This window comes from Variovorax sp. 10N412 (assembly GCF_056394985.1).
The window spans coordinates 16,165-30,236 of the sequence record NZ_JBFTIO010000001.1 but is presented as its reverse complement, the minus strand read 5'-3'; the positions used below and the strand labels follow the sequence as shown (position 1 = coordinate 30,236).

The following is a 14,072-nucleotide window of genomic DNA, read 5'->3' as shown; positions in this document are numbered from 1 at the left end:
CTCCCTCATGACCTCCGACACCGGCGCCAGCCACATCAGCTCGCGCGACAACCCGCTGCTCAAGGACCTGCGCAAGCTCGCGCAAGACCCGGGCGCCTACCGCAAGCTGGGCCGGATCTGGCTCGAGGGCGACCACCTGTGCCGTGCGGCACTGGCGCGCGGCGTGAAGCCGGCCATCGCTGTGTTTTCAGAGTCTTTTTGGCCCAATGCGCCCGTCGAATGGACGAATGGTGCTATCAAAACGGTAGTCGTCGCCGATGACCTGCTGCGCGGTGTCAGCGGGCTCGAATCGCCGGCGCCCATGGGTTTCGTGCTCGAGCTGCCGTCCCGCCCCGAACTGATTCCCGACGCCCCCAGCGTCGTGCTCGACCGCCTGCAGGACGCGGGCAACGCGGGCTCCATCCTGCGCAGCGCCGCCGCCTTCGGCTTCACCCAGGTGATCGCGCTGAAGGGCACGGCTGCACTGTGGGCGCCGAAGGTGCTGCGCGCGGGCATGGGGGCCCATTTCGGCCTGCGGCTGATCGAAGGCGTGGACGCCGACGCGCTCGACAGCCTGCGGGTGCCGCTGGTCGCCACGAGCTCGCACCACGGCGACTGGTTGCACAAGGCCGAACTGCCGCATCCCTGCGCGTGGTTGATGGGGCATGAAGGGCAGGGCGTGTCGCCCGCGCTGGAGGCGAGGGCCACGCACCACATCCGCATTGCGCAGCCCGGCGGCGAAGAGTCGCTCAACGTGGCGGCTGCCGCCGCGATTTGCCTGCACGCCAGCGGGGCGGCCCTTCAGGCTCAATAGCACACCCAGTCCGAGCTACAATCGGGGGCTTACTCGCAATAGCGTCGCCCGGCCGCCTACAACGCCAAAATCCCCTTAAGCAGCAGTCCGCAGGCAACGCGCCTGGGGCTCCGGGCGACCGTAACCATTCGGAGAACCCAGTGCTTTTGTCTCTCAAGGGAAACTTCCCGCCCGCCATCCTGGCGCTCGCAGACGGCACGGTCTTTCAAGGCAACTCGATCGGAGCCGCCGGCTCCACGACCGGTGAGGTGGTGTTCAACACCGCCATGACCGGTTACCAGGAAATCCTCACCGACCCGAGCTACTGCCAGCAGATCGTGACGCTCACGTATCCGCACATCGGCAACTACGGCGTCAACGGGGAAGACATCGAAGCCGACAAGATCCATGCCGCGGGCCTGATCATCAAGGACCTGCCCCTCGTCGCCTCCAACTTCCGCCAGACCGCCACGCTGAGCGAATACCTCGTGGCCGGCAAGACGGTGGCCATCGCCAACATCGACACCCGCAAGCTCACGCGTCACCTGCGCAGCCACGGCGCGCAGAACGGCTGCATCCTGGGCCTGGCTGCGGGCGAAGCCGTGACGCAGGCGCTGATCGACAAGGCCATCGCCGCCGCCAAGGCCGCGCCCAGCATGGCTGGCCTCGACCTCGCCAAAGTGGTGTCGGTCACGCAGACCTACGAGTGGACCGAGACCGAGTGGAAGCTCGTCAACCTGAACGGCAAACCGGGCTACGGCGTGCAGATCACGCCCCGATTCCATGTCGTCGCGTTCGACTACGGTGTGAAGAAGAACATCCTGCGCATGATCGCCCAGCGCGGCGCGCGCATCACCGTGGTGCCGGCGCAAACGCCCGCGGCCGATGTGCTCAAGCTGAAGCCCGACGGCATCTTCCTGGCCAACGGCCCGGGCGACCCGGAGCCTTGCGACTACGCCATCAGCGCCGTCAAGGAACTGATCGAGACCGGCATTCCCACCTTCGGCATCTGCCTCGGCCACCAGATCATGGCGCTGGCCTCGGGTGCGAAGACCTTCAAGATGAAGTTCGGCCACCACGGCGCGAACCATCCGGTGAAGGACCTCGACAACGGCCGCGTGAGCATCACCAGCCAGAACCACGGCTTCGCGGTCGACGAGAAGTCGCTGCCGGCCAACCTGCGTCCCACCCACATCAGCCTGTTCGACAACACGCTGCAGGGCCTGGCCCGCACCGACAAGCCCGCGTTCTGCTTCCAGGGCCACCCTGAAGCCTCGCCCGGCCCGCACGACATCGGCTACCTGTTCGATCGCTTCACGGCACTCATGGAAAAGCACAAGACGGAAAAGACGGAGAGCAAGAATGCCTAAGCGCACAGACCTCAAATCGATCCTCATCATCGGCGCCGGCCCGATCATCATCGGCCAGGCCTGCGAGTTCGACTACTCCGGCGTGCAGGCCTGCAAGGCGCTGCGCGAAGAGGGCTACAAGGTCATCCTGATCAACAGCAATCCCGCGACGATCATGACCGACCCGGCCACGGCCGACGTCACCTACATCGAGCCCATCACCTGGCAGACGGTCGAAAAGATCATCGCCAAGGAACGCCCCGACGCGATCCTTCCCACCATGGGTGGCCAGACCGCGCTGAACTGCGCGCTCGACCTCTGGCGCAACGGCGTGCTCGACAAGTACACGGGCGCGTCCACCAACAAGCCGGTTGAGCTCATCGGCGCCACGCCCGAAGCGATCGACAAGGCCGAGGACCGCCTGAAGTTCAAGGACGCGATGACCAAGATCGGTCTCGGTTCGGCGCGCTCGGGCATCGCGCACACGATGGACGAAGCCTGGGCCGTGCAGAAGACGCTCGGCTTCCCGACCGTGATCCGCCCCAGCTTCACGCTGGGCGGCACCGGCGGCGGCATCGCCTACAACCCCGACGAGTTCGAGACCATCTGCAAGCGCGGCATCGAAGCCTCGCCCACCAACGAGCTGCTGATCGAAGAATCGCTGCTCGGCTGGAAAGAGTACGAGATGGAAGTCGTGCGCGACAAGGCCGACAACTGCATCATCGTCTGCTCGATCGAAAACCTCGACCCCATGGGCGTGCACACCGGCGACTCGATCACCGTGGCTCCGGCGCAAACGCTCTCCGACAAGGAATACCAGATCCTGCGCAATGCCTCGCTGGCCGTGCTGCGCGAAATCGGCGTGGACACCGGTGGCTCGAACGTGCAGTTCTCCATCAACCCGAAGGACGGCCGCATGGTCGTCATCGAGATGAACCCGCGCGTGTCGCGCTCCTCGGCGCTGGCCTCCAAGGCCACGGGCTTCCCGATCGCCAAGGTCGCGGCCAAGCTGGCGGTGGGCTACACGCTCGACGAACTGCGCAACGAAATCACCGGCGGTGCCACGCCCGCGTCGTTCGAACCGTCGATCGACTACGTGGTCACCAAGATCCCGCGTTTCGCCTTCGAGAAATTCCCGCAGGCCGACTCGCGCCTGACCACGCAGATGAAGTCGGTGGGCGAGGTGATGGCCATGGGCCGCACCTTCCAGGAATCGTTCCAGAAGGCGTTGCGCGGCCTCGAAGTGGGCGTCGACGGCCTGAACGAGAAGACGCAGGACCGCGAAGTGCTCGAGAAGGAACTGGGCGAGCCCGGCCCCGAGCGCATCTGGTACGTGGGCGATGCCTTCGCCATGGGCCTGAGCGTGGAAGAAGTGTTCGCGCTGACCAAGATCGATCCGTGGTTCCTGGTGCAGATCGAGGAGATCGTGAAGATCGAGCTCGAGCTGGAAACCAAGTCGCTGGACGAGATCGACAAGGACACGCTGCTCGCGCTGAAGAAAAAAGGCTTCTCCGACCGTCGCCTCGCCAAGCAGCTCAAGACCACCGACACCGCGATCCGCGAGAAGCGCCGCGCCCTGGGCGTGCGCCCGGTCTATAAGCGCGTGGACACCTGCGCGGCCGAGTTCGCGACCAACACGGCCTACATGTACTCGACGTATGAAGACGAGTGCGAAGCCGACCCGACGGACAAGAAGAAGATCATGGTGCTCGGTGGCGGTCCCAACCGCATCGGCCAGGGCATCGAGTTCGACTACTGCTGCGTGCACGCCGCGCTCGCCATGCGCGAGGACGGCTACGAGACCATCATGGTCAACTGCAACCCCGAGACCGTGTCGACCGACTACGACACGTCCGACCGCCTGTACTTCGAGCCGCTGACGCTCGAAGACGTGCTGGAAATCGTCGACAAGGAAAAGCCCCTCGGCGTGATCGTGCAGTACGGCGGCCAGACGCCGCTCAAGCTTGCACTCGACCTCGAAGCGAACGGCGTGCCGATCATCGGCACCTCGCCCGACATGATCGACGCGGCCGAAGACCGCGAGCGCTTCCAGAAGCTGCTGCACGAACTGGGCCTGCGCCAGCCGCCGAACGCCACCGCGCGCACCGAACCCGAAGCGCTTGAAAAGGCCGCGGCCCTCGGCTATCCGCTGGTGGTGCGCCCGAGCTACGTGCTCGGCGGCCGCGCGATGGAAATCGTGCATGAGCAGCGCGACCTCGAGCGCTACATGCGCGAAGCGGTCAAGGTGAGCAACGACTCGCCGGTGCTGCTCGACCGCTTCCTGAACGACGCCGTCGAGTGCGACGTCGACTGCATCCGCGACGCCGAAGGCGGCACGCTGATCGGCGGCGTGATGGAGCACATCGAACAGGCCGGCGTGCATTCGGGCGACTCCGCCTGCTCGCTGCCGCCCTACAGCCTGAACGCCGACACCATCGCCGAACTGAAGCGCCAGAGCGCCGCGATGGCCAAGGCCCTGAACGTGGTCGGCCTGATGAACGTGCAGTTCGCCATCCAGCAGAAGGACGGCAAGGACGTCATCTACGTGCTCGAAGTGAACCCGCGTGCATCGCGCACCGTGCCGTACGTGAGCAAGGCCACCGGCATCCAGCTCGCCAAGGTGGCGGCACGCTGCATGGCCGGCCAGTCGCTGGCGTCGCAGGGCGTGACCAAGGAAGTCACGCCGCCGTATTTCAGCGTGAAGGAGGCCGTGTTCCCGTTCGTCAAGTTCCCGGGCGTGGACACCATCCTCGGCCCCGAGATGAAGTCGACCGGCGAAGTGATGGGCGTGGGCAAGACCTTCGGCGAAGCCTTCGTGAAGTCGCAGCTGGGCGCAGGCACGCTGCTGCCGAAGTCGGGCAAGGTCTTCATCTCGGTGAAGAACAACGACAAGGCGCGTGCCGTGGAAGTGGCGCGCGGCCTGGTGAAGCTCGGCTTCGTGCTGACGGCCACCAAGGGCACGGCCGCCGCCATCAGCGCCGCGGGCATCGAGTGCGCCACGGTGAACAAGGTGACCGAAGGCCGTCCGCACATCGTGGACATGATCAAGAACAACGAGATTGCGCTGGTCATCAACACGGTGGAAGAGCGTCGCAACGCAATCACCGATTCGCGGCAGATCCGCACCTCGGCGCTGCTGGCGCGCGTGACCACGTTCACCACGATCTTCGGCGCCGAAGCCGCTGTCGAGGGCATGGGCTTCATGGACGAGCTGGGCGTGATCTCGGTGCAGGAAATGCACGCGCAACTGACGGCGTTGGCCTGAGCCTGGGCGCCATGGACACGCAGCTCGTCGAACTCGGCCTGGCGGACTGGAACGCGGCCACGCCCAACGAGGCGTGGATCGCGGCGCTCGAAGCGGGCAAGGTGTTGTACTTTCCGCGCCTGGGCTTCGAGCTGCTGCCTGAAGAACGCAGCCTGCTGACGCCCAGCCTGCTGTCGCCCGACGTGCGCAACATCAGCCTCGACGCCAACGGCAAGCTCAAGGGCGTCGTCGGCGACGAGGCGGTGCAACGCACGGCGGCCGCGATGGTGGGGCGCTTTCGCGCGCAGTCGCAGCAGCTCATTCACGGGCTGCTGCCGCACTACACGCCGGCCCTGCGGCTGGCGCCCACCAGCTACCGGCCGGCCCAGGTCGAGACGCGCGTGCAGTCATGGCGTGCGGACGACCGGCGCCTGCACGTCGATGCGTTCCCGTCGCGGCCCAACTACGGCGAGCGCATCCTGCGCGTGTTCACCAACGTCAACCCCGAAGGCGCGCCGCGCGTGTGGCGTGTCGGCGAGCCTTTCGAGGACATCGCCAAACGCTTCCTGCCACGTGCGAAGCCCTATGCTCGCTGGCAGGCCAGGCTGCTGCAGGCGCTGCACGTGACCAAGTCGTTCCGCAGCGAGTACGACCACCTGATGCTGCAGCTGCACGACGGCATGAAGTCGGACATGGCGTACCAGGAAAGCTCGCCGCAGGAAACCGCCAAGTTCCCGCCGGGTTCGGTGTGGGTGTGCTTCTCCGACCAGACCTCGCACGCCGTGATGGCCGGCCAGTACATGCTCGAGCAGACCCTTCATCTGGCCGCATCGAAGCAATACAATCCCGGGTCGAGCCCGCTCGCCATCCTGAGCCGGCTGACCGGACGCACACTCGTCTGATCCTGTCCTCACTCGACCGCCGAACGGCAGCGTTCGGCGGTTTCGCTTTATGGAGAACCCACAACATGGCAACCGTACCAGTCACCAAGCGCGGCGCTGAAAAACTGCGCGCCGAACTGCATCAACTCAAGACGGTGGACCGTCCCTGGGTCATCAATGCGATTTCCGAAGCGCGTGCCCAGGGCGACCTGAGCGAGAACGCCGAGTACGAGGTCGCCAAGGACCGCCAGGGCTTCATCGAAGGCCGCATCCAGGAAGTCGAAGGCAAGCTGTCGGCTGCCCAGATCATCGACCCTAGCGAGCTCGATGCCGGCGGCAAGGTGGTGTTCGGCTCGACCGTCGATCTCGAGGAAGAAGAGTCGGGCGAGGCCGTGAAGTACCAGATCGTCGGCGAAGACGAAGCCGACCTGAAGCTCGGCCTGATCAACATCTCCAGCCCCATCGCGCGCGCGTTGATCGGCAAGGAAGAGGGCGACACCGCCGAAGTGCAGGCTCCGGGCGGCCTGAAGCGCTACGAGATCGTCGCCGTCCACTACATCTGATCGTCCGTTCGATGAAAGACCGCGTGGCGCTGATGCTGGCTGCCTTCTGGTGGGGCAGCCTCACCACGATCGGCTTTCTGGTGGTGCCGATGCTGTTCGCCAGGCTCGGCAATCCGTCGGTGGCGGGCAACTTTGCCGGTCAGCTGTTCGAGGCGCAGAGCTGGATTGCAATCGCCTGCGGGCTGATCCTGCTGATCCATTTCAGGACCAAGGCGGACGAGCGCATGGATGGGCCGGTCATGACGTCCATGTTCCTGATCCTGGCCGCGCTGCTGCTGGCGTTGCTGCAGCAGTACGCCGTGGCGCCGCACATCCTGGCGCGCGAAAACCTCAAGTTATGGCATGCCGTGGGAAGCGGCATGTATCTTGTGCAGTGGATTTGCGCCGGCGTGCTGCTGTGGCGCATGGGCGCCCGCAAGCCGGGCTGAACGGCAGAGGCGGCAACGGCCGCCTCGCCCTTACTCTTTCCAGTATTTCGCGACCCAGCGCGCCGGACGGATGTACCGGAAGGCGCGGTTGCGGCGGCCCGCCAATGCGTCCGGCGGGTTGCACTCGCCATGGAACACCATGATGCGTGCGCCCTCGGGCACGAAGGGCTCTTCCCAGTAGTTGGCCGGCCAGGTCGGAATGCCGTGGTACTTGAAGCTCGGGCACCAGGCCTCGGGCCAGTACGCCAGCTTGCCCTGCTGGTGGAGCACGTCCGACAGGTAGGCCTGCTCGTTGCGGTACTCCGCCTGCACCTTGTCCATGTTGGCGCGAAAGTACGCCAGCACGTCGGCATGGGCGCCCAGCTCGAAACGATAGACCGACGAATTCCCGGTGATGCGCTCGCGCCGCCAGGGGCGGGCGTAGTCGTGAATGATCAGGAACTCGCCGGGTTGCTCGAAGAAGGCGTCCAGCGGGCCCACCACCACGACATCGAGGTCGAGGAAGAGGGCGGTGCCGCGCAGGCCGTGCAGGTCCTGCTCGAAGGTCGTGAGCTTCTTCCAGGCGCCGTCGCGCTGGCCGGGAGCCAATTGCAGGTTGAGCGGAGGGATCGGCAGGCACGTCACTTCGGGGCGGATGCCGTTGCCGTCGTCCGTCATGCAGACGAACTTGAAGTCGCCGCTGAGGTTGCGGCGCACCATCGCGTAGAGCCGGTTGACGTATTCGGGGCCATATTTCGTGCCCCACTTCATGCAGAGGATATGGCGCTGGGCGCCTTGCGCTGGCGCCAAGCTCAATCCGCCTGGTTGCGCTTCTTGGCCGAGAGCGGCCGCTTCGCCTTGGCGCGCTTGATGTTGCCGCCGGGGGTCAGGCGCTGGTTGCCCAGGACGCGCAGGGTCTTGATTTCGGGGCGCTGGCCGCCGCGCTTGCTGTACTTGACGATCTTCACGTCGCGCGGGCCGGGCATGCGGTCTTCATCGACCGTGCGTTCCTTTTCGGGGATCGGGCGCCAGAGCACCAGCAGCTTGCCGATGTGCTGGATCGGGGCGGCGTTCAGTTCGTCGGACAGTTCTCGCAGCATGGCGTCGCGGGCGAGGCGGTCGTCGGAGAAAACGCGAACCTTGATCAGGCCATGGGCCTTGAGCGCCGCGTCGGCCTCTTTTTTTACGGCAGGGGTGAGCCCGTCTCCACCGACCATGACGATCGGATCCAGGTGGTGAGCTTCGGCGCGGTGCACCTTGCGCTCGGCAGGGGTAAGTTGAATGGCGGGCATCCCCGTATTATCGACGCGTACACGAAGACCCTCATGAGCACTAAAGCCAAAAGCAAAAAAGTCAATAAAGCGTGGCTTCACGACCATATCAACGACCCCTACGTGAAACTCGCCACGCGGGAGGGTTACCGGGCGCGCGCCGCCTACAAACTCAAGGAAATCGACGAGTCGTTCGGGCTTGTCAAACCAGGCCAGCTGGTGGTGGACCTGGGCTCCACGCCCGGTGCCTGGAGCCAATACCTGCGCCGGCGCATGTCCCCCGACGGCGCTGCGGCTGGCTCGCTGAACGGCACCATCGTCGCGCTCGACATGCTGGCCATGGATCCCATCGAAGGCGTGACCTTCCTGCAGGGGGATTTCCGCGAAGACGCGCTTCTGCAACAGTTGCTGGGGGTGCTGGCCGGTCGCAAGGCCGACCTGGTGGTGTCGGACATGGCGCCCAACCTGTCGGGCATCCATTCGGCGGATGCCGCCCGTGTGGCGCACCTGATCGAACTGGCCATCGATTTTTCGCAACACCACCTCAAACCCGAGGGGGCTCTGGTGGCCAAGGTGTTCCACGGCAGTGGTTACGACGAACTGGTCAAGCTCTTCAAGGCGAATTTCCGCACCGTGAAGCCCTTCAAGCCCAAGGCTTCGCGCGACAAATCGTCCGAGACATTCCTTGTCGGCATGGGCCTGAAGGCCCTGGATACGCCTTGATACCTTGCCGAAGAACGTCGGCAAAGGGTGCGTTCAAGGCGCAAACCCCTGTCAGCCTATGGCTGCATTAGGGAAATGCCCGCTTTTCGCAGCTTGAAAAGCCTAAAATGGGGCGCAATTGCGTACCCATAGCGCGTTTTTTCATATCCTCGTCACGCGCTTTCGACTGGAGCTTCGTTTGAACAATCAGTGGTTTTCCAAAGTTGCCGTATGGCTCGTCATTGCCATGGTGTTGTTCACTGTGTTCAAGCAGTTCGACACCCGCGGTGGCGTCGGCTCGGGAGCAGTCAGCTACTCCGAGTTTCTGGACCAGGTCCGGAATAACCAGGTCAAGAGTGCCGTCATCCCCGAAGGTGCCGGCGGCGGCGAGATCATCGCCGTCACCAACGACGATCGCAAGATCCGCACGACTGCCACGGTCCTCGACCGCGGCCTCGTGGGCGACCTGATCGACCACAACGTCAAGTTCGACGTCAAGCCGCGCGAAGAGGGGTCCCTCCTCATGACGCTGCTGGTCAGCTGGGGCCCGATGCTGCTGCTGATCGGTGTCTGGATCTACTTCATGCGCCAGATGCAGGGCGGCGGCAAGGGCGGGGCGTTCAGCTTCGGCAAGAGCAAGGCCCGCATGATGGACGAGAACAACAACACGGTCACCTTCGCCGACGTTGCGGGCTGCGACGAGGCCAAGGAAGAAGTCCGTGAAGTCGTCGACTTCCTGAAAGACCCGCAGCGCTTCCAGAAGCTCGGCGGCCGTATTCCGCGCGGCCTGTTGCTGGTCGGCCCTCCGGGCACCGGCAAGACCCTTCTGGCCAAGTCGATCGCTGGCGAAGCCAAGGTCCCTTTCTTCTCGATTTCGGGTTCCGATTTCGTTGAAATGTTCGTCGGCGTGGGTGCGGCCCGTGTGCGCGACATGTTCGAGAACGCCAAGAAGAACGCACCCTGCATCATCTTCATCGACGAAATCGATGCCGTGGGTCGTCAGCGCGGCGCCGGTCTCGGTGGCGGCAACGACGAACGCGAACAGACCTTGAACCAGATGCTGGTCGAGATGGACGGTTTCGAAACCAACCTCGGCGTGATCGTGGTGGCTGCCACCAACCGCCCTGACATCCTTGACGCCGCCTTGCTGCGCCCGGGTCGTTTCGACCGCCAGGTGTACGTCACGCTGCCGGACATCCGCGGCCGCGAACAAATTCTCGGTGTGCACATGCGCAAGGTCCCGCTGGGCCAGGACGTGAACCCGAGCGTGATCGCCCGCGGCACTCCCGGCATGTCCGGTGCCGACCTCGCCAACCTGTGCAACGAAGCCGCCCTGATGGCTGCCCGCCGCAATGCGCGCGTGGTCGAGATGCAGGACTTCGAGAAGGCCAAGGACAAGATCTTCATGGGCCCCGAGCGCAAGAGCATGGTCATGCCCGAGGAAGAGCGCCGCAACACGGCCTACCACGAGTCCGGCCACGCCCTCATCGGCAAGCTGCTGCCCAAGTGCGACCCGGTCCACAAGGTCACGATCATTCCGCGTGGCCGCGCCCTGGGCGTGACCATGAGCCTGCCGGCGCAAGACCGTTACAGCTATGACCGCGAATACATGCTGAACCAGATCAGCATGCTCTTCGGTGGCCGTATCGCCGAAGAAGTGTTCATGCACCAGATGACCACCGGTGCCAGCAACGACTTCGAGCGCGCGACCTCCATCGCCCGCGACATGGTCACGCGCTACGGCATGACCGATGCGCTGGGCCCGATGGTCTACGCCGAGAACGAAGGCGAAGTGTTCCTGGGCCGCTCGGTCACCAAGACGACCAACATGAGCGAGCAGACCATGGAAAAGGTCGACGGCGAGGTGCGCCGCATCATCGACGAGCAATACGCCCTGGCGCGTGGCCTGATCGAGGCGAACAGCGACAAGATGCACGCCATGGCGAAGGCGCTGCTCGAATGGGAAACCATCGACTCCGAGCAGCTCGACGACATCATGGCCGGCCGCGCACCGCGTCCGCCCAAGGACTGGACGCCGCGCACCCCTCCCTCGGGCAGCGGTGGCAGTGGCGGCACGCCGGCCGTGAATACCGACCCGGCGCCGACCGCCGCTTGAGGTGGGCTTGCAATCAAGCAACAACGGGGCCTCTGGCCCCGTTTTTCATGGCGCCGTGCCCAGCACGGTGTGGCAGACCTCGCGCTTCAGGATCGATCTCTCGCAGCCGCGCGTGATGGGCATCGTCAATGTCACGCCAGACTCTTTTTCCGATGGCGGTGCGCATGCGTCAGCCAGCATGGCACTGAAGCACTGCGAGCAATTGCTGAAAGAGGGCGCCGACATCCTCGACATCGGCGGCGAATCGACCCGCCCCGGCAGCCCTGCGGTGCCGCTCGAGGACGAGTTGGCACGCGTGCTGCCCGTGGTGCGCGAAGCGGTAAAGCTCGGCGTGCCGATCTCTGTCGACACCTACAAGCCCGAGGTGATGCGCGCGGTGCTCGGGCTGGGTGCGGACATCGTCAACGACATCTGGGCGCTGCGCCAACCCGGCGCGCGCGACGCGGTGGCGGCGCACCCCACGTGCGGCGTCTGCCTGATGCACATGCATCGCGACCCGCAGACCATGCAGGCCGTGCCGATGGCGGGCGACGTGATTCCCGACGTGCTGTCCTTCCTGGCGGCACAACTGCAGCTTCTGCAGGCGCTGGGCGTGGATTTGTCCCGGATCACGCTCGACCCCGGCGTTGGTTTCGGCAAGACCGTGGCGCAGAATTTCGCCCTGCTGGCGCGCCAGCACGAACTCCTCGCAGGCGGGCTCCCGCTGCTGCTGGGCTGGTCGCGCAAGTCGTCGATCGGGGCGGTCACGGGCATCGAGGCGGCCGGCGAACGCATCGTGCCCAGTGTTGCTGCGGCGGTGCTGGCGGTCGACCGTGGTGCTGCCGTGGTGCGCGTGCACGACGTGCGCGACACCGTGGCGGCGCTCGCCGTATGGCGCGCCATGCGCGAACAGGAACCCGACCCCACAACACAAACACAAGAACAGAAGCAACAACCATGACCCGCAAATATTTCGGTACCGACGGCATCCGCGGCACCGTCGGCCAAGCCCCCATCACCCCTGACTTCGTGCTGCGCCTCGCACATGCCGTGGGCCGCGTGCTCAAGAAGACCCAGGCCCGCCCCACGGTGCTGATCGGCAAGGACACCCGCATTTCGGGCTACATGCTCGAGTCGGCGCTGGAATCAGGCTTCAATTCGGCCGGTGTCGACGTGGTGCTGCTCGGCCCGCTGCCCACGCCCGGCGTGGCGTACCTCACGCGCGCGCAGCGCGCCAGCCTCGGTGTGGTGATCAGCGCCAGCCACAACGCCTATCCGGACAACGGTATCAAGTTCTTCAGCGCCCAGGGCACCAAGCTCGACGACGCGTGGGAACTGGCGGTGGAAGCCGCGCTCGAAGAAGCCCCGGTGTGGGTCGATTCGGTCAACCTCGGCAAGGCACGCCGGCTCAACGATGCGCCCGGGCGCTACATCGAGTTCTGCAAGAGCACCTTTGCCAACGACCTGACGTTGCGCAACATGAAGCTGGTGGTCGACGCTGCGCATGGCGCGGCCTACCAAGTGGCGCCCAACGTGTTCCATGAACTTGGCGCGGAAGTGACCAGCATCGGTGTATCGCCGGACGGCCTGAACATCAACAAGGACGTCGGTGCCACGCATCCCCAGGCGCTGGTCGCCGCAGTGACGGCGCAGAAGGCCGACTACGGCATCGCCCTCGACGGCGACGCCGACCGGTTGCAGCTGGTCGATGCCAGCGGGCGGCTGTTCAACGGCGACGAGCTGCTCTACCTGATGGTGGCCGAGCGCATCGAGCGCGGCGAGAAGCCGGTGGGCGTGGTCGGCACGCTCATGACCAACAAGGCCGTGGAAGTGGCGCTGCGCAAGCAGGGCATCGAGTTCGTGCGCGCGAAGGTCGGCGACCGCTACGTGCTCGAGGAGCTCGACAAGCGCGGCTGGATCCTGGGCGGCGAGGGCTCCGGCCACCTGCTGGCACTCGACCGCCACACCACCGGTGACGGCATCGTGAGTGCGTTGCAGGTGCTGCAGGCCTGCGTGCGCAGCGGCAAGACCGTGGCGCAATTGCTGGAAGGCGTCGTGCTGTTCCCGCAGACGCTCATCAACGTGCGCATCTCGCCTGACCAGAACTGGAAGGACAACCAGGCGCTGGCCAGCGAAACCGAGCGCATCGAGGCCGAGCTTGGCGATGCAGGCCGCGTGCTGATCCGTGCAAGCGGCACCGAGCCGCTGGTGCGCGTGATGGTCGAGGCGCGCGATGCGGCGCAGGCAGAGTCGTGCGCGAAACGCCTCGCGGCCACGCTGGAGCCCGGCCAATGACGACGCGGATCGAAGTCCGCATGGTCGACTACCGCGACGCGGTGCAGGCCGCGGCGTTGGTCGACCTGCTCGACACCTATGCCAGCGACCCGGCGGGCGGTGGCACGCCGCTCGACGCGGCGGTGCGCAAGGGCCTGCCCGCGGCGCTGGCTGCGCGTCCCCAGGCTTTCAGCGTGCTGGCGTACGACGGCGCGCAGCCTGTGGGCTTGGTCAATTGCATGGAAGGCTTTTCGACTTTCGCCTGCAAGCCGCTGGTCAATGTGCACGACATGGCGGTGCTGGCCAGCCATCGCGGCCAGCGCGTGGCGCAGAAGATGTTCGCGCTGGTGGAGCAGGAGGCGCGCCGGCGCGGCGCCTGCAAGCTCACGCTCGAAGTGCTGTCGGGCAATGCGCCGGCCCTGCGCGCGTACGAGCGCGAAGGGTTCGAGGGCTATCAGCTCGACCCGGCCTTCGGCCACGCCATCTTCCTGCACAAGAAACTCTGAAAAGAAAA

13 protein-coding genes are annotated in these 14,072 nt (G+C 65.4%); 11 read left to right on the top strand and 2 right to left on the bottom strand.

Annotated features, from left to right (window positions below):
• Window positions 1-7 precede the first annotated feature (7 nt).
• The 6 genes from AC1DJH_RS00155 to AC1DJH_RS00130 all read left to right on the top strand — a co-directional run bounded on the left by AC1DJH_RS00155 (window position 8) and on the right by AC1DJH_RS00130 (window position 7,237).
• Entirely contained in the window at window positions 8-793 is a 786-nt protein-coding gene (locus AC1DJH_RS00155) for a TrmH family RNA methyltransferase (protein ID WP_478184295.1), read from the top strand.
• A gap of 140 nt (window positions 794-933) precedes the next feature.
• Complete coding sequence (gene carA, locus AC1DJH_RS00150) at window positions 934-2,142, top strand: glutamine-hydrolyzing carbamoyl-phosphate synthase small subunit (RefSeq protein ID WP_478184294.1); 1,209 nt, start codon at window positions 934-936, stop codon at window positions 2,140-2,142.
• Window positions 2,135-5,386, top strand: a complete 3,252-nt coding sequence (gene carB / locus AC1DJH_RS00145; RefSeq protein WP_472112586.1) for a carbamoyl-phosphate synthase large subunit — start codon at window positions 2,135-2,137, stop codon at window positions 5,384-5,386. Before carA ends, carB begins: the two co-directional genes overlap by 8 nt.
• Window positions 5,387-5,397: 11 nt before the next feature.
• A complete protein-coding gene (locus tag AC1DJH_RS00140) occupies window positions 5,398-6,267 on the top strand; it encodes a Kdo hydroxylase family protein (protein WP_478184293.1) in 870 nt (289 codons plus the stop codon).
• A gap of 65 nt (window positions 6,268-6,332) precedes the next feature.
• Window positions 6,333-6,809, top strand: a complete 477-nt coding sequence (greA, locus tag AC1DJH_RS00135) for a transcription elongation factor GreA (RefSeq protein WP_478184292.1) — start codon at window positions 6,333-6,335, stop codon at window positions 6,807-6,809.
• A gap of 11 nt (window positions 6,810-6,820) precedes the next feature.
• Window positions 6,821-7,237 (top strand): DUF4149 domain-containing protein, encoded by a 417-nt coding sequence (locus tag AC1DJH_RS00130; protein WP_435435990.1) that lies wholly within the window; start codon window positions 6,821-6,823, stop codon window positions 7,235-7,237.
• A gap of 30 nt (window positions 7,238-7,267) precedes the next feature.
• Here the strand turns inward: AC1DJH_RS00130 and AC1DJH_RS00125 are convergent, their stop codons facing one another.
• Window positions 7,268-8,026 (bottom strand): glycosyltransferase, encoded by a 759-nt coding sequence (locus tag AC1DJH_RS00125; RefSeq protein WP_478184291.1) that lies wholly within the window; start codon window positions 8,024-8,026, stop codon window positions 7,268-7,270.
• A 2-nt stretch (window positions 8,027-8,028) separates the two neighbouring features.
• Window positions 8,029-8,508, bottom strand: a complete 480-nt coding sequence (locus AC1DJH_RS00120) for a YhbY family RNA-binding protein (RefSeq protein ID WP_435436043.1) — start codon at window positions 8,506-8,508, stop codon at window positions 8,029-8,031.
• Between the two features lie 33 nt (window positions 8,509-8,541).
• Here AC1DJH_RS00120 and AC1DJH_RS00115 point away from each other — a divergent pair, with 33 nt between their 5' ends.
• From AC1DJH_RS00115 to AC1DJH_RS00095, 5 genes are all read left to right on the top strand, one after another.
• Window positions 8,542-9,210, top strand: coding sequence for an RlmE family RNA methyltransferase (locus AC1DJH_RS00115; RefSeq protein WP_435483686.1), 669 nt, complete (start codon window positions 8,542-8,544; stop codon window positions 9,208-9,210).
• Window positions 9,211-9,388: 178 nt separating this feature from the next.
• A complete protein-coding gene (ftsH, locus tag AC1DJH_RS00110; protein ID WP_435483687.1) occupies window positions 9,389-11,305 on the top strand; it encodes an ATP-dependent zinc metalloprotease FtsH in 1,917 nt (638 codons plus the stop codon).
• Between the two features lie 115 nt (window positions 11,306-11,420).
• On the top strand, window positions 11,421-12,245 hold the full coding sequence (gene folP / locus AC1DJH_RS00105; protein ID WP_478184979.1) for a dihydropteroate synthase: 825 nt from the start codon (window positions 11,421-11,423) through the stop codon (window positions 12,243-12,245).
• On the top strand, window positions 12,242-13,579 hold the full coding sequence (glmM, locus tag AC1DJH_RS00100) for a phosphoglucosamine mutase (protein WP_472112577.1): 1,338 nt from the start codon (window positions 12,242-12,244) through the stop codon (window positions 13,577-13,579). Before folP ends, glmM begins: the two co-directional genes overlap by 4 nt.
• Complete coding sequence (locus AC1DJH_RS00095; RefSeq protein WP_472112574.1) at window positions 13,576-14,064, top strand: GNAT family N-acetyltransferase; 489 nt, start codon at window positions 13,576-13,578, stop codon at window positions 14,062-14,064. The genes glmM and AC1DJH_RS00095 overlap by 4 nt, the downstream gene beginning before the upstream one ends.
• Window positions 14,065-14,072: the final 8 nt, after the last annotated feature.